This window comes from Dyadobacter sp. CY356 (assembly GCF_021440195.1).
In the GTDB taxonomy this organism is placed as follows: Bacteria; Bacteroidota; Bacteroidia; order Cytophagales; family Spirosomataceae; genus Dyadobacter.
The window spans coordinates 343,235-359,553 of sequence record NZ_JAJTSZ010000003.1 but is presented as its reverse complement, the minus strand read 5'-3'; the positions used below and the strand labels follow the sequence as shown (position 1 = coordinate 359,553).

General features: G+C 38.9%; 16 protein-coding genes and 1 tRNA gene. 10 read left to right on the top strand and 7 right to left on the bottom strand.

Annotated elements, in window-relative coordinates; all coding sequences use genetic code 11:
- The first annotated feature begins 9 nt into the window (after positions 1–9).
- The 4 genes from LXL81_RS13385 to LXL81_RS13370 are packed head-to-tail and all read left to right on the top strand — an operon-like array spanning position 10 to position 3,382.
- Positions 10–1,113 (top strand): FAD-binding domain-containing protein, encoded by a 1,104-nt coding sequence (locus LXL81_RS13385; RefSeq protein ID WP_234647293.1) that lies wholly within the window; start codon positions 10–12, stop codon positions 1,111–1,113.
- On the top strand, positions 1,114–1,755 hold the full coding sequence (locus tag LXL81_RS13380; RefSeq protein WP_234647292.1) for a flavin reductase family protein: 642 nt from the start codon (positions 1,114–1,116) through the stop codon (positions 1,753–1,755).
- A complete protein-coding gene (locus tag LXL81_RS13375) occupies positions 1,756–1,905 on the top strand; it encodes a DUF2256 domain-containing protein (RefSeq protein ID WP_234647291.1) in 150 nt (49 codons plus the stop codon). It begins immediately after the preceding gene.
- Positions 1,892–3,382, top strand: a complete 1,491-nt coding sequence (locus LXL81_RS13370; protein ID WP_234647290.1) for a cryptochrome/photolyase family protein — start codon at positions 1,892–1,894, stop codon at positions 3,380–3,382. Before LXL81_RS13375 ends, LXL81_RS13370 begins: the two co-directional genes overlap by 14 nt.
- 26 nt (positions 3,383–3,408) lie before the next feature.
- On the opposite strand, the gene LXL81_RS13365 is transcribed toward LXL81_RS13370, so the two are convergent.
- From LXL81_RS13365 to LXL81_RS13335, 7 genes are all read right to left on the bottom strand, one after another.
- Positions 3,409–3,960 (bottom strand): hypothetical protein, encoded by a 552-nt coding sequence (locus tag LXL81_RS13365; RefSeq protein WP_234647289.1) that lies wholly within the window; start codon positions 3,958–3,960, stop codon positions 3,409–3,411.
- Positions 3,917–4,402 carry a Panacea domain-containing protein gene (locus tag LXL81_RS13360; RefSeq protein ID WP_234647288.1) on the bottom strand — a complete coding sequence of 162 codons (486 nt, stop codon included), beginning with the start codon at positions 4,400–4,402 and terminating at the stop codon, positions 3,917–3,919. Before LXL81_RS13360 ends, LXL81_RS13365 begins: the two co-directional genes overlap by 44 nt.
- 313 nt (positions 4,403–4,715) lie before the next feature.
- Entirely contained in the window at positions 4,716–5,675 is a 960-nt protein-coding gene (locus LXL81_RS13355) for a hypothetical protein (RefSeq protein WP_234647287.1), read from the bottom strand.
- A gap of 260 nt (positions 5,676–5,935) precedes the next feature.
- A tRNA-Asn gene (locus LXL81_RS13350) sits at positions 5,936–6,009 on the bottom strand.
- An 85-nt stretch (positions 6,010–6,094) separates the two neighbouring features.
- Positions 6,095–6,376 (bottom strand): hypothetical protein, encoded by a 282-nt coding sequence (locus tag LXL81_RS13345; protein ID WP_234647286.1) that lies wholly within the window; start codon positions 6,374–6,376, stop codon positions 6,095–6,097.
- Positions 6,377–6,417: 41 nt separating this feature from the next.
- The gene (gene rsmG, locus LXL81_RS13340; protein WP_234647285.1) at positions 6,418–7,038 is read right to left on the bottom strand and encodes a 16S rRNA (guanine(527)-N(7))-methyltransferase RsmG; all 621 of its coding nucleotides are present in this window, start codon (positions 7,036–7,038) and stop codon (positions 6,418–6,420) included.
- Entirely contained in the window at positions 7,029–8,159 is a 1,131-nt protein-coding gene (locus LXL81_RS13335; protein WP_234647284.1) for a glycosyltransferase, read from the bottom strand. Before LXL81_RS13335 ends, rsmG begins: the two co-directional genes overlap by 10 nt.
- Positions 8,160–8,275: 116 nt before the next feature.
- On the opposite strand from LXL81_RS13335, the gene tgt reads away from it, so the two are divergent.
- From tgt to LXL81_RS13305, 6 genes are all read left to right on the top strand, one after another.
- Entirely contained in the window at positions 8,276–9,409 is a 1,134-nt protein-coding gene (gene tgt, locus LXL81_RS13330; RefSeq protein ID WP_234647283.1) for a tRNA guanosine(34) transglycosylase Tgt, read from the top strand.
- Positions 9,410–9,632: 223 nt separating this feature from the next.
- Positions 9,633–11,087, top strand: a complete 1,455-nt coding sequence (locus LXL81_RS13325; protein WP_234647282.1) for an OmpA family protein — start codon at positions 9,633–9,635, stop codon at positions 11,085–11,087.
- 146 nt (positions 11,088–11,233) lie between these two features.
- Positions 11,234–12,340 (top strand): UDP-galactopyranose mutase, encoded by a 1,107-nt coding sequence (gene glf / locus LXL81_RS13320; RefSeq protein WP_234647281.1) that lies wholly within the window; start codon positions 11,234–11,236, stop codon positions 12,338–12,340.
- A 24-nt stretch (positions 12,341–12,364) separates the two neighbouring features.
- Positions 12,365–13,141: a polysaccharide biosynthesis/export family protein gene (locus LXL81_RS13315; RefSeq protein ID WP_310589572.1), complete on the top strand. Its 777-nt coding sequence runs from the start codon at positions 12,365–12,367 to the stop codon at positions 13,139–13,141.
- Positions 13,141–13,878 carry a tyrosine-protein phosphatase gene (locus tag LXL81_RS13310; protein WP_234647279.1) on the top strand — a complete coding sequence of 246 codons (738 nt, stop codon included), beginning with the start codon at positions 13,141–13,143 and terminating at the stop codon, positions 13,876–13,878. Before LXL81_RS13315 ends, LXL81_RS13310 begins: the two co-directional genes overlap by 1 nt.
- Before the next feature lie 4 nt (positions 13,879–13,882).
- Entirely contained in the window at positions 13,883–16,303 is a 2,421-nt protein-coding gene (locus tag LXL81_RS13305) for a tyrosine-protein kinase (protein WP_234647278.1), read from the top strand.
- Positions 16,304–16,319 lie beyond the last annotated feature (16 nt).

Sequence of the window (16,319 nt, the reverse complement as noted above, 5' to 3'; positions counted from 1 at the left end):
CAGGAGTTGATGTTCGAAACAGATTTTGAAAAAATACTTGACCAGGTTGAGAACATCCAGCCCATGACTTATGGAAGTACGCGCAACTTTCAGGATGGCGCGGTTACCCGTTTGTCTCCCTACATATCACGCGGCGTTATTTCAACAAAATATGTTTTTACAAGTCTGATCAACCGCGGTTTTAATCCATGGGAAATTGAACGGTTGATCCAGGAATTAGCCTGGCGCGATTACTGGCAGCAGATCTGGATTGAAAAGGGAAATCTGATTGATGAAGATTTCAAAACACCACAGATGGATGTTAAAAATCATCAGATTTCAAAAGCTATTATTGAAGGAAAAACAGGCATAGAAGTCATTGATCAGGCCATTTCAGATTTTTACGAAACCGGATATCTGCATAATCATCTGAGGTTATACATCGCAAGTATTGTTTGTAATATTGGGAAAAGTCACTGGAAACTTCCGGCAAAATGGCTTTATTATCATTTGCTGGATGGCGACTGGGCGAGTAATGCATTAAGCTGGCAATGGGTCGCTGGCTCAAACAGCAATAACAAGTATTTCGCCAATCAGGAAAATATCAACAATTTTTTTTATTCTGATCAAAAAGGTACATTTCTGGACGCTGGTTATGATGCATTTCCGCTTAAAGAAATACCTGAAAGTTTGCAGGAACTTACGACACCAGTTTTATCGACCACGTTGCCGGAAAAGCAATCCTTAACCATCGATAATCAAAAGCCAACGCTGCTATATAATTTCTACAATCTTGATCCCCTGTGGAAAAAAGATATGGACGTCAACCGGATTCTGCTCCTTGAACCTTCACATTTTTCAAAATATCCAGTCTCAGAAAAAACGATTGATTTTATTTTGTCGCTGGGTCAAAACATTGAAAACTTACATATTTATACTGGTGCGTTTGATGATTTGGTAAAAGAATATCAGCCTGAAGATATATACTTTAAAGAACACCCAACCGCGGCGCATTACAAGGGAACTGAGGAAAATCGCGACTGGATGTTTTCTGTTAACGGTTATTATTCGTCGTTTTTCAAGTTTTGGAAACAATGCAAAAAAGAACTTTCTACTTTATATAACGCTCATTAAATGCATCTTACAAAAGAGGACATTCAAAATACAGAAAAAATCAAACGGTTAAATATCATTAATTCGATAACCGGTATAAAACCTGCGAATCTTATCGGAACGATATCAAATGATGGAAAAACCAATCTGGCAATTTTCAGTTCTGTTATTCATCTGGGAAGTAATCCGGCACTGATCGGTTTTATTTTAAGACCTGACCGTGAAGCCGGACAACATACTTTTGACAATATCAAAGAAAACGGTGTTTATACGATCAACCATATTCACGAATCTTTTATCGAGCAGGCACATTATACCTCGGCTAAGTTCGGACGTGATGAATCTGAGTTTGACAAATGTGCTTTAACAGAGGAATTTATTGCGGACCACAAAGCGCCTTTTGTTAAGGAAAGTACGGTAAAACTGGGAATGAAAATTGTTCAGACAATTCCCATTGAGCTCAATGGAACGGTTCTGATCATTGGTGAAGTTGAACATTTGATCATCCCGGATACGGCGATGGACGATCAGGGACAAATTGATCTGAGCGAGCCGAACGACGTCGGCATTTCAGGATTGAATACCTATTACAAACTGGAAAAAATAGCGGCGTTTCCTTATGCTAGACCAAATGCACTGCCCGATTTTTCAAAAAACGATTAAATGAAAAAAGAACACTTGCCGGAAAAAATATGTGTCGTATGCGGCAGGCCATTTTCCTGGCGTAAAAAGTGGGAAAAAGTTTGGGATGAAGTTAAGTATTGCAGCGATAAATGCCGGGGAAATAAAAACAAAATTCATGGAAGCAGTTAATATTATTTTTCCACATCAGTTATTTGAAACAAGTCCGATCGCTGAAAATGGTTTTCCGGTTTATCTGGTGGAAGAGGAATTGTACTTCAATCAGTTTAAATTCCACAAACAAAAAATCGCCTTTCACCGGGCGACGATGAAATGTTATGCTGCTTATCTGGAAGTAAAAAAGGTGGAAGTAAATTATATTGAAGCCGTCGATCCGCTTTCTGATATACGAAAACTGATCGCTGCACTGGCTTCAAAAAAAATCAAAACCATACATTATATTGATCCAACTGATAACTGGCTTGAACAGCGATTGATTACTGCTTCCGGCAAAGCGGACATAGAAATAATTCAATACAAGAATCCATTATTTTTGAATAGTAAAGAAGAACTGGGCGTTTTTTTTCATGACAAAAAGAAGAAGTTTTTCCAGACTGAATTTTACATTCAGGAACGAAAAAAACGTCAGATCTTAGTGGATAATAAGAATGAGCCGGTTGGTGGTTCTTGGAGTTATGACATTGATAACCGTAAAAAATATCCACGAAAAAAGGAGCCGCCGCATATCTCCTACCCTGAAACAACCCCGTTTTACGAAGAAGCAAAAACTTATGTTCAGGAACATTTCAAAGACAATCTCGGCAATCTGACCACATACCCATTTTACCCGCAGGACTTTAAAACGACCAAAACCTGGCTTAAAGCGTTTCTGGATGATCGTTTTCAGGAATTCGGGCCTTATGAGGATGCGATTGTTAAGAATGAAAGTATTCTGCATCATAGCGTGCTGACGCCAATGTTGAATATCGGATTAATAACGCCCGATCAGATTATTAAAGGGGCACTGGTTTATTCTGAGAAAAACGATATCCCGTTAAATACCACCGAAGGATTTATCCGGCAGCTGATCGGCTGGCGGGAATTTATGCGCGGATATTACGAACGTAACGGTTCCGTAGCAAGAACTAAAAACTACTGGAATTTCACCCGGAAGATACCGAAATCTTTCTATGACGGAACAACCGGAATCGAGCCTGTGGATCAGACGATCAAAAGAGTTTTAGAGCGCGGATATTGCCATCATATCGAGCGACTGATGGTTTTAGGGAATTTCATGTTGTTATGTGAATTTGATCCGGACGATGTTTACCAATGGTTTATGGAATTATTTATCGACGCCTATGACTGGGTGATGGTGCCGAATGTTTATGCGATGAGCCAGTTTGCAGACGGCGGTATGTTATCAACCAAGCCTTACATTGCCGGAAGTAATTACATCATGAAAATGAGCAATTATGAAAAAGGGCCGTGGCAGGAAATCTGGGATTCACTTTTCTGGCGTTTTATGCATGTGCACCGCACCTTTTTTACCAAAAATCCACGACTGGGAATGCTTGTCGGCAGTTTTGATAAAATGGAAACTGAGAAACAGAAAAGGTTATTAAATACTGCACATACATTTTTGGCGTCGCTGGATGCTGCCGATTAACCAGTGCTTATCAACCCCAACTTTGATCAGGAATTGACATTCGGATCCGGCAAAGAATGATTATTCGGGAATGAAGAATTGGGGAATAAGTATTTAGTGACTAAAACAAAAAATGCGACAACATTAGCGGTCGTGGTCGTAAGCAAGGTCACGATCACTGTATCGGAGAGATGGAAAGAAAACTCAAAGAAATCCGGACCTTTTAAAAAACCTCCTTTAAATGGATTGAGCAAGTAAAAATTGCCGACGCCATGAAGCCAGACGATAAATACAACAACAAAAAGAAAGGTGGCAACTAACTTAAATATGCGGGCTGCATACTTTTTCCGCTCACTGATATCCTGAATGACACCTTCCAGACGAGCAATCTGAATTTGCAGCGCTACATCTTTTTCCTTGTCCAGATGCCGGACTTCCTGAAGATTGCGAATTTCCTGAAGTAAGGTTTCCGTCGTAACAGAATTCGGTTCATTAAAAAAAGTCTCATGACCAGCGGCTCCCTGAACCATTTGAATTCCGTGTGCTACAATTTGCTCAGGACTCGGTACCGGCGGATTGTTTGATGAGATTTTGCTCAAAGTATTCCTTAATGATTGAGTTGGAAATTACCGTATTTTCACCTTTTGCGTATGCCTGCGCCCAGGGAGAATTCGCAGCATGCGACCAGTTTGAGAGTGTTATTCCATCCAGGTTCTTAGTAATTTCCCAGGTATAATCAATGGTTTCCCTTTCAGCGGAAGTCAATACATCAGGATTATTTGGGTTACCGGAATCCGGGGAAACAGGTTTTTCAATGATCGGGCTGCTCCCCCATTTTTTATAAAGCTGATAGATCGAAGGAATGACCGGGCCAAATTTCCAGGCAAAAAACGGCTCGTCACACAAAATTTCCTGATGCAGGGCCAGGTGCAGTCCCTGAGCAAAATAGACCATTTTCTGCAACTTCATCTGTGTAACCGGATCTCCGGCTGCAATGCCCATATTCACAAATTCTTTTGCTAAAATCTCTGCCGATACCATAATATTAAAAATTTAACATTGCCTTAAATATCAAAGTATAACGTTTTTCAACCTTCAAAAAGTATTTTGCAAGCTATATAGATTAATGAAGATTTAAAAGGAAAAGTGATGGGAAATTCTAGATGCGTTTGTTTGTATTTTACTTACTGCTAGTGAATTACAATTTAAATAAATAGTTTTCAAAGCTTCTCCATTTAAATGGCTTGTACCGTAAGATGACATCACCAAACTTTTCATCACATTAATTTTTTTTTCAAGAAAAAAGCACCTAACGATTTCTCATTAAGTGCTTTAAATCATGATAAAAGATTCACTATTCAACGATAAACGCCTCCGTAAAATTGGCAAAAGCATATTTTGTAACTTTATTGGCCGGATGAGCATCAGAAAGCTCGATCACGTCTTCATTTACAACCAGATCCTGCGGTTTGAATTTAATATTAAATAAGTCAGACGCCGCATAACCAGACAAATTATCTCCTTTAGAACCTGCCGAAGTGATTTCTTTTTCCATTTCTTTAAGCCATCCCAGTTCCTGATATTTTTGCTTTACATAAACAGCCTCAGCATCATCGATCACGGTAGTTTTTTTTATTTCACCGATCCAGTACCGCTTTTTTGTGGAGCCATTGATGGCATATAGCCAGACAGGATATGATTTATTTGCCTGAGCTGCTTGTCCCTTACGAATCGGTTCAAGAAATCCGTAGTGATAGCCATCCACGAGCTTGCTCACGTCAAATAACCATTCTTCAAGACCAAAGCCAAATTTCCCTTCAAGCATATCATTCGATGAGGCTTTTCCTTTAAGGCCTGATGGCTTTTTCCATCCCTGATCATTCCAGGTTATTCTGGCAACTTTTTTATTGATGATAGAATCCGGAAATGTCAGCGTTATATTTTCAGCAGTAGTCACTTTAAAAAGTGCCTGGTGCCAATTTTCATTTTTTGTCCCAAGCGGAATAGCACCGGAATACAAAGTTTGATCTTCGTCCCACGCAATTCCCAGTCGTCCGTTTTCCGCATCATCGATGTTGGTAACCGTACCAATGACTTTAACATCAACATCCTGGTATCTGTTACGCAAACTGCTCACGGCAAACCGATCATTTACCTTAATGGCTTTTAAGGCATCTAAAATATTTTTGTTTAGTCGATTTTTCAAGTTCACATCAGTGGCCCAGTAATTCTGTTGTGTAAAATCTTTCAACATATTTTGAGGGTTACCGATGTGACCATGATTGGAAGATCCTACCCAGTATGCAATTGCCATATTAGTTATCAGTTAAAAAACGTATTAAATTGAAATATTAAGGCCTCGGGGCCAGTATACTCTTTCACATTAAACTCAAAAGATTCTTATTATTTTGAGCTGGTTAATTCAAATTTTTGATTGATTTACATTAATCAACTGGATGCTGGAAAATCAACGCTTAGCAGCAAAGGATCAGATTATCATGCAGAAACACAAAGTTACTGTTATAAACGAAAAAAGCACTTAACGATTTCTCGTTAAGTGCTTCTGAACCAAGGCTCCCGAAGTTGGGCTCGAACCAACGACCCTCTGATTAACAGTCAGATGCTCTAACCGGCTGAGCTATTCAGGAATTTCAAATCCGATTGTTTATCTGAATTCTGGTGCAAATATAGGGATACGATTAATATGACGCAAGTTTCAGTTAAAAATATTTTTCAACTTTGAACCTTCGCCAGTATTAACTCCTTGACTCTCTTGGCATCTCCTTTTGAAAAATTATTGATAATTATTTCAGGACGCATCCGTGGAATAACACGAATAGTGGCAAAGAACATACTATTTTCTATTTCAACACCGGAAATGTCTGAGTAGAAAACAAAGTTATCATTGCTCTTGAAAAGTTTTTTAACTGTAAAAGTTACCCCTTTATCTCCAAATGATACTTCATCAGGAAAAAATGGATTCATTAGCCCGCTGGCACTAAAACGCTCATTCATATTTTTTGTGGTTAGATAAGTTTACGCGATTCAAAAATTACTTACAAAGGTACATACACGACCTTTTTCGTTTCAAAAAATTCTTCTTTAAAATAATTGGAAAGCTCATAGGAACGGGTTTTCATTGTCAGTTCCCCAAGTTCTTCCGTCAAATCGCCACCTTTCAGGTATAAAATACCGTTCCTGAGTGGATGAAATGAGTTTCGGCTAATATTTTTGCGCACCCAACCAACAAATGGCGCCATACGGGTCACAGCGCGGCTAACTACAAACTCATAGGTATCTTCCAGCTTTTCTGCCCTGATCTGCTCTGCTTTTACATTTTGCAAATCAAGTGCGGCAGCAATTTCCTGGACCACTCTTATTTTCTTTCCAATACTGTCGACCAGATGAAACTGTGTATCCGGAAACATAATAGCCAGCGGGATACCAGGAAAGCCTCCGCCTGTTCCCACATCCAGCACTGATGTCCCTGACTTGAACTGAATCACTTTTGCAATGCCTAATGAATGCAGCACATGTCGTTCGTATAAGGTGTCAATATCCTGTCGGGAAATTACGTTGACTTTTGAGTTCCAGTCCTGATACAATGCCTCCAGCTGAGTGAATTTATCACGCTGGATATCTGTAAGGTCCGGGAAGTATTTTAAGATTAATTCCATGTAGTCCGGGGTTTTCTTCTTGTCATCACAAACAATCCGAAGAAGATATAATAAATAAAAAAAGCAAAATCCATTAACGGAAAACTAAACCACTCAACCGTTTTGTCAAGCTTTCTGTTAATGATAAAGAAAAGCAACCACTGAACGATCCAGCGAACACCAACAATAACACCGAGCTGCTGAAGAAAAAGAATATCATGAGTCAATACACCAAAAGCCAGCGCAATAAATCCTAATATCCAGGTGACCATATGCGAAAAGGAAAGTATGCCAAGCATTACTTTATTTCGCTTCCGATAAAACTGGCTTACGGCTAAATGACGTCTCTTTTGTCTCAACCAGGTCGACCATGTTGTTTTTGGTTTTGAATAAACGAAAGATTCCGGGTCAATGGAAATGGCAGTATTACTGCTTGTTGCCACCTCATTCAGAAAAATATCGTCGTCACCGCCCATGATATGCCGGTGTCTGTAAAAACCTTTATTAGCAAAAAACACTTCGGTTTTATAAAGAATATTCCTGCCAACGCCCATGTAAGTCAGTCCTGCCAATGAGAAGGAAAGATATTGCACGGCCGTATAAAAAGTTTCGCAGCGGATAAACCAGTTTAACAAACCCGGATACTTTTCATATGGAGAAAATCCAATCACAATATCTTTTTCTGCACTGATCTGTGAGGTCATGGATGTAATCCAGTGCAGAGAATCAGGACGACAATCAGCATCTGTCATTAGAGCCAAAGGATATCTGGCCTGTTTCATCCCAACTGTCAGTGCATACTTCTTGGGTGTCACGTGAGAAAACTCGTCATTGATACGGATATATCGAATGTGCTTCCAGCTATGAATATTTTCGCGCATAAAATCTTCGCTCCCATCATCAGAACGGTCGTCGAGCAGTATCACTTCAAATTCAGGATATTCCTGAGCATCCAGAAGTGGCAGCAGTTCCATCAGGTTTTCTTTCTCATTTAAGGCACAGACCAGGACAGTAACCCCTGGCGGGCGACTTTCATAATTGGTACTCTTCCCGTAAAAGGCGAGCCGCGTGAAAATAAAAAGATAATAGAACAGCTGAATCAGAACAAATGCGCAGAGCACATAAAGTAGAGAATCCGTCACGATACAGGGGGTGTGTAAATTTTTTCCGTAAGTAATTTTACAAATATACGGTCATTGTCAGGAATGTTAGATGCCTTCCACCTATTTTTGCAGCATCATCTTGCATATTACCATTAATGAAGTTTACCTTACAAACCCAGGACCAGCACTCAAAAGCACGTGCGGGACTAGTGGAAACAGACCACGGAACAATTCAAACGCCGATTTTTATGCCGGTTGGAACAGCCGGAACTGTGAAAGCAGTACATCAGCGGGAGTTGAAGGAGGATATAAAAGCGCAGATTATTTTAGGAAATACGTATCACTTATATCTTCGTCCTGGATTGGATATTATTCAGAAAGCTGGCGGGTTGCATGGATTCAACGGATGGGACAGACCTATTCTAACAGACAGCGGCGGCTATCAGGTTTACTCACTGGCGGGCACGGGGAGAAAAATCAACGAGCAAGGTGTGGTATTTAAGTCACACATTGACGGTGGGATACACACTTTCACACCAGAAGGCGTGATGGATATACAACGTACAATCGGAGCAGATATTATAATGGCCTTTGATGAATGTACTCCTTATCCATGCGATTTTACTTATGCGCGTAATTCGATGGAAATGACCCACCGCTGGCTTGGCCGGTGCTGTACACGTTTTGATGAGACACAACCTTTATATAATCATAGTCAGACACTCTTCCCGATTGTGCAAGGAAGTGTATATAAAGATCTTAGAAAACAATCGGCCGAGGTCATTGCATCTTATGAGCGTGAGGGAAATGCGATAGGCGGACTTTCTGTGGGTGAGCCAGCGGAAATTATGTATGAACTTACAGAAGTTGTCTGCGATATTTTGCCAAAAGACAAACCACGTTACCTGATGGGCGTTGGTACACCGGCCAATATTCTGGAATGTATTGCGCTGGGTGTAGATATGTTCGATTGTGTGATGCCTACCCGTAATGCCCGTAATGGCATGATTTTTACTACCGAAGGTATAATCAATATCAAAAATGAAAAGTGGAAGGACGACTTGTCACCTCTTGACAAAAATCTGGGTGGTTATGTGAGTACATTCTATTCTAAAGCGTACCTTCGTCACCTGGTAAAGTCAGAGGAAATGTTGGGGGCTCAAATTGCGAGTGTACAAAATCTGACCTTTTATTTATGGTTGGTCAACACAGCAAGAGAAAAAATAATAGAAGGGACATTTACCGCGTGGAAGGCTGGAATTGAAAAAAAATTAATGCAACGCCTTTGAAAAATTGGAAAAAGAACATTTCTTTCGCAAAGATTTTGCTTTAATTACAGTTAAATTCAGCTATTTCATAAATAGGAGTTGATTAAATGACATTGTTAACCTAATTTTGTGCCCACTAGGCATTTTGATTAGTTATCTGGCCACGAAATAATATATTGTTTTTATTATAATTGATTATTAAAGATCAATCCTAGTTAATCTTAATAACGCTAACTTGAATAGTATGAAAAAAGTATCCCAGTTGATTTGTTCGCTTGCCTTGGGGTCATTGATGGCTTTGCCTTCGATAGCTCAGCCCTTGGAGCAGCCGAATTCTCCGGATTACAATCCAAAAGCTACGTACGACGGTCCTTACAAACTTAACACATGGTCGGTTGCTATCCATGGCGGTCCATCGATGTTTTTCGGTGATTTGAGAGAATACGATTTCTGGCCTGTTAACAAAACCACAACCGACAGCCACAAAGAATCAGGAACTTTTCAAGGAGGCTTAACGATTAACAAACAACTTTCGTATTTGTTTGGAGCTCGTCTTGACGGATCTATCGGTAAACTTCGCGGTATGAAACGCCGTAACTACAACCGCTATTTTGAAGGAAACTATCAGGATGTTTCTCTTTCGGGAACTGTAAACCTTAAAGGTTTATTGATGGGACCTAATAAAATGAAACGTTGGAAAGTTGATGCTTACGTTGGGTTTGGTCAAATCTTTTATGATTCCAAAGCTTACGATCTTACAGGCGGTGTTACACTTCGCGAAACTGGCAAGAAAAATGACTGGATCATTCCAACAGGTCTTGCAGTTAACTACGAATTAACTTCACGTCTTGATCTTGGTCTTGATTTCCGTTTGAACTACACAAACTCTGATTATCTTGATGCAACATGGGGTGGTGACTACGACAGAACACCAAACCTTAACTCCATCAAAGATGCAAAGACTTCTCACAAAGGAAACTCAGAGCTTGACAGCTATGGTTATGGTTCAGTTGTGTTGACTTACAAACTTGGCAAGAAACCTCTTAAAGTTAAGAAAGAGGATGGAAAATGGGCATACAAGCCAGACGAAGGAGGATATTACCACCTACGTTACACAGATCCAAAAGTATTGTTGAGACCTGTAAAAATTCTTACACTTGAAGAAATGGACTCAGTTGCAAAAGCAAACCGTCCAAAAGATATCGATCCAAGATTACTTCTTGATACTGATGGTGATGGCGTTTCTGACTTCTTCGATAAAGAACCAAATTCTCCTGCTGGAAGTATTGTTGATGGTAGCGGTCGTGTTCTTGACTTTGATACTTACGTGAAAAATGCGCTTGCAACTGGTGCAGCATGTAGCGAAATATTTGCGAACGTTCAGTTTGATACAGACAAAAACACGCTTAAACCTGAATCTCAGGAAATGTTGAAAAACGTTGCGATGTTGATGAACAAAAACGGATGTCGTCTGCAATTAGCTGGTCATGCTGACCGTCGTGCAACGGATCGTTACAATATGGCTCTATCCCGCCGTCGTGTTGATGCAGTGAAAAACTACCTGATCAACGAAGCTGGTCTGAAAGATGCTAGTAAAGTAATCGTTGACTACTTCGGTTCATTCAAACCAATCGCTGAAAGCTCAACTCGTGATGGTCTATTGAAAAACCGTCGTGTAGAATTGAAACTTCTTCCATAAGGAATAAAATAATTCAATAAATAAGAAAGGCTCCCGATGGGAGCCTTTCTTATTTCAAATCACTAGATTTGCGTTGGTATTAAATTTTTATATCAAACAAAGAATTACACAATCACTTCAATAAAAACCACTCATATTAATTACGCATGGCACAATACGATTATCTTATAGTTGGTGCAGGGCTCTGGGGCTCTGTTTTTGCACATGAAGCTACTAAAAGAGGAAAAAAATGTCTGGTTATAGACCGACGCACGCACACGGGTGGAAATACTTACTGCGAAAATATTGAGGGGATTAACGTACACAAATACGGGGCACATATTTTCCATACAAACGATAAGGACATCTGGGATTACGTAAATTCTTTTGTGGAATTTAACCGCTACACCAATTCACCGGTTGCAAATTACTACGGAGAACTTTACAATCTTCCTTTTAATATGAACACCTTTTACCAGTTGTGGAAGGTTCGTACACCGGCAGAAGCAAAGGCAAAAATTCAGGAGCAGGTTAAGGAAGCAGGAATTACTGACCCAAAAAATCTGGAAGAACAAGCCATTTCTTTGGTTGGCGTTGATATTTATCAAAAGCTGATCAAAGGTTATACAGAGAAACAATGGGGAAGAAAAGCTACTGAACTTCCTGATTTCATTATTAAAAGATTACCTGTCCGGTTTACTTATGATAATAATTATTTCAACGACAAGTATCAGGGAATTCCAATTGGTGGATACAATAAGTTGACCGAAGGATTACTGGAAGGAATTGAAGTAAGACTGGACACTGACTTTTTCCAGAACCGTGAAGAATTGACCTCGCTAGCAGAAACAGTAATTTACACAGGCCAGATCGATGAATATTTCGGTTTCAGCCACGGCTCACTCGAATACCGTAGTTTGCGTTTTGATAATCAATTGCTGGATCAGGAAAATTATCAGGGAAATGCTGTAATTAATTACACAGATGCTGAAACACCTTTTACGAGGATCATCGAACACAAACATTTTGAATTTGGTACTCAGCCTAAAACGGTGATCACGCATGAGTATCCATCAGAATGGACTGTTGGTTCAGAACCTTATTATCCTGTGAATGACGATAAAAACACTGAGGTTTTCAGCAAGTATAAAGAATTGGCCAAAAACGAAGCCAATGTAATTTTTGGCGGCAGACTGGCAGAATATCGGTATTATGATATGCACCAGGTGATTGGATCAGCTTTGAAAAAAGTTCAGGTTCATTTCGGCGAATAAAATTAAAAGAATACACACACTATAATGCCTCCGAGCAATTTTTATAATATGATTTCACGGATCATCTCCTGTGTAGCAATGTTGCTATCATTATTCGGCTGCACGTCACAAAAAAAGTCGCCTTCAATAATTTTTGAAAATATTATAACGGCACCTGTACAAAAAAGTACAGGTGCTTATTTGATTAAGCCCGGCAACAAATTGTTGATTCAAAACCTAAACTGGACGTCCCGTTTATTTCCTGAACCAGACAAAATCCAAAATGGACAATCATTTTCTGAAAATGGTTACCGGGTTCAGGTTAATCCTGAGGGAAATATAACTTTGCCCGAAATTGGAAAATTTCATGTTTCAGGTTTAAACCGATCTCAGCTTTCAGACTCACTGACCTTTTTATATAAAGACATTGTCCGTGATCCTATTTTTGAAGTTGAAATAACAAATTTACAAGTAAAAGTATTGGGTGCCTGCACCATTCAGGGCCTTGTAACGTTGGATAAAGAGACGCAATCGCTAGGCGAAGTTTTGGCAAAAGCGGGTGGTATAAAATACAATGAAGCTGGAAATACAATTCAGATTATTCGTGGCGATGGAAAAGAGCAGAAAATAATTGAATATGATTTTCAACAGCTTGGAGATCCTGTAATTATGAATCTTTTAATCTTCGATAACGACATTATTTACATCCCACCCTCAAAGGAAGGAATTCGTTCTGTAAAACTGTCACGAAAACTCGTCATTCTTCAACCTGTTCTGATTGCGCTAAACCTTGCTTTACTTATCGTAAATATTACCAGGTAATGATATCCACTATTATTGAAACAGCGAATTCAGAAATTTTAACATCATTAGGTCTTGATCTGCATATGCATGTCTTACCGGGCATCGACGATGGGGCTCAGCATATGCAGGATAGTCTGGCACTCATTGATTCACATTACAGGGCTGGAATCAGGACAATTATAGCCACACCGCATATCCGGATCGATTTCTTTAAAAATACTCAGGAATCCATTCATAACGCCTGGACTGAACTGACCAACGTCACAAAAGACCAGTATCCGGACCTGGAAATTAAATACGCCGCGGAGTACTTTGCGGATGATTATTTTTTAACGCTGATTGAAAAAAGAGAAATATTACCAATTTCGGGAAATTATGTTTTGGTTGAAACCTCGCTCCGCCATGATCTCCCCTACTTTGGCGATATTTTAAAAGAAATGATTTTGCAGGGTTATCAACCTGTGGTTGCACATCCGGAAAGATATCAGGCATGGCATCAAAATCCCGAACGGTATGCAGAAATTTATGAGCTGGGTGTAATTTTTCAAATTAATTTACTTTCGATAGGCGGTGCATATGGTCCTACGGAGCAGATAACAGCAGAAAGACTTATTCAACAGGGCTGGATTGGTGCACTTGGAAGTGACCTTCACCGCGTTAGTCAGTATAAGTATATAAAAGAGGCAGTCGAAAATCCTTATTTCAAAAGTTTGAAGGATGTTAAACTGCTAAATCATACTTTACAATCTGACTAGCAGAATGACAAAAAGGAATGACGGTGCTTTTTTTGAAGAATTTCTAAATCACTCTGATTCCCTCGATTTTCAAAAGGTTTTCAAAGTGATTCTTAGCCGCTGGTATTGGGTGGCAGGATCACTTTTCTTTTTTGGTATAGGTTGTTTTCTTTTTTTAAAACTTGTCAAACCAAAATATGTTGCGTCCATCAATCTTAAATATCTTGACAAGCAAACCGAGCTCGATGAAATCACAAGCACAAAACCTACTTATCTGATCAATGATGGAAGCAATGAATATTTAACAGAAAAATACAATATCCAATCCCAGGAAGTTGTTGAAAAGGCACTGACAAACCTTCAATGCCCATTCGCTTTTTATCGCTTAAAAGATTTTCGTCACATTGATACCTATCCTTACAAACCATTGATTATCAATGTTATTTCATTTGATGAATTGAAATTTGAAAAAGGAAAGTTTTCTATCGACTCTAAGTCAAAACTTAGATATCAAACTGAAAATTATAACAAAATATTCAGGCTTATAAAAGGAGCTATCTGCACTGTTCCAGGCTTGTCGTTTAAAATTGAACAGATTGATATTAAAGAAAAATATAATGTTGAATTTGTTTATAACAATCCGTCAATACTAGCCCGGGATTTTATAAAACGTATTGAAGTAACTGAAATTGAGGACAAAATGCCCGTCCTTATCGTTTCTTTCAAACATCATAACAAACCATTCGCCAAGGATTTTCTTGAAAAATTAATTGAATCCTACCAGGCATATGACCTTCGGCAAAAACAACAATCCTCAGATCTAACACTTCGGTTTATAAACGATCAGCTGAAAGTATACTCTGATGCTTTAAGAGAAGCTGCACATAAATTAGAGATTTTCAAGCAAAAAAATGCTGTGTTCGACGTCAGCGCATCTGCCATTGAAATTTCAGAAAAAACACGGGATATTGAACAGCGGAAAAATGAATCGGAAATTCAAAAAGCTTACATCGCGACCCTTGAAAAAAACCTCGGAAATACTTTTGAACCCGTAAATTATTTGTCTGTTGGTTTGGACGGGACAACGGATGTTGTGCTGGTAAGATTGCTCGACGAGTTTAATACATTGATATCCAAAAGAAAAGAGCTGCTCATTAAATACAGTATTAATTCTTCATCTGTTAAAGCCATTGATGAAGAACTGGGTAAATTCCGTCGTCAGATACTGGACAATATTGCTCTTCAAAAACAAAAAAACACCGGTACAATCCGGATTTTAGATCAAAACCTGCAATCATTACAAAAGCAGTTCAAACAGATTCCGGCGCTGGAAAAAAACTTCCTATACCTACAGAGTAATTTTGAAGTCAACAAAAACATATATTCATTACTACTAAACAAGGAGATAGAATCTTCCATTGTCAGAGCCGGGATGTTACCTTCTTTTCGGGTTATCACACTAATGGACGTTGAAAAAATATTTCCAAAAGCTACCCAGATCATTACCTTGTCATTATTCCTGGGTTTATTAACAGGTATATCTTCCATCTTTCTGACACGTTATTTCAATAGAAAATTTGCACATATTGATTTGGCAAAAACTTCTAAAAAAATACATTTCCTGGGTTTGATTCATCATTTCCAACAAAAGTCCGGTAATGAAAACAAGATCAACCTGAACATTTTATCATCCAGTCAATCGATTTTTTCTGAATCTGTCAGCGCGCTAAGAACTCGGTTAAGTTTTTTAACCTTGAATGAGCAAGTGCATCCCGAAAAAGGCAAACAGATTTTGATCACTTCTCAGCAATCCGGTGAAGGCAAGACTTTTGTTTCCGTGAACCTCGCTTTATCCCTTACAAAAATTGGAAAAAAGGTCATTATTATCGGCTGCGATTTGCGGAAATCTAAACTGCATCATTTTTTTGATGATCAAAACGATGATGGTTTAAGTAACTATTTACAAAAGAAAACCGATCTGGATCATCTCATAAAATCTTCATTCATATTCAATCTTGATTACATCCCGGCAGGTCCTCCCCCCTTTAATCCTGCCGAACTTTTGCAAAAAGATTTATTTCAGGATTTGCTGGCCCATTGCAGAAATGAATATGATTACATTTTTCTGGATTCTGCTCCTGTCGGTTTGGTTTCTGATAATGTCCCGCTATTGACTGAAAGCCATATGGTTCTGTTTATTATCAGATGGTTATACTCTGATAAAGAAGCCATCCGACTTCCCGAAAAGTTAGCGACTGACTATAATATTGATAAAATTGAATTGATAATCAATGACTTCTATCCTGACAATTTATATAATCCGATAACGTCATCTCAATCTTATCCCTATCAATATGGCTATGATCATAAGGTAAATACTTATTTCAACGAACAAGGAAAAGCTAAATTTTTCAATTTTAAAAAGCTGTTCGGGTATCAGAATTAATATAAACGTGACACAC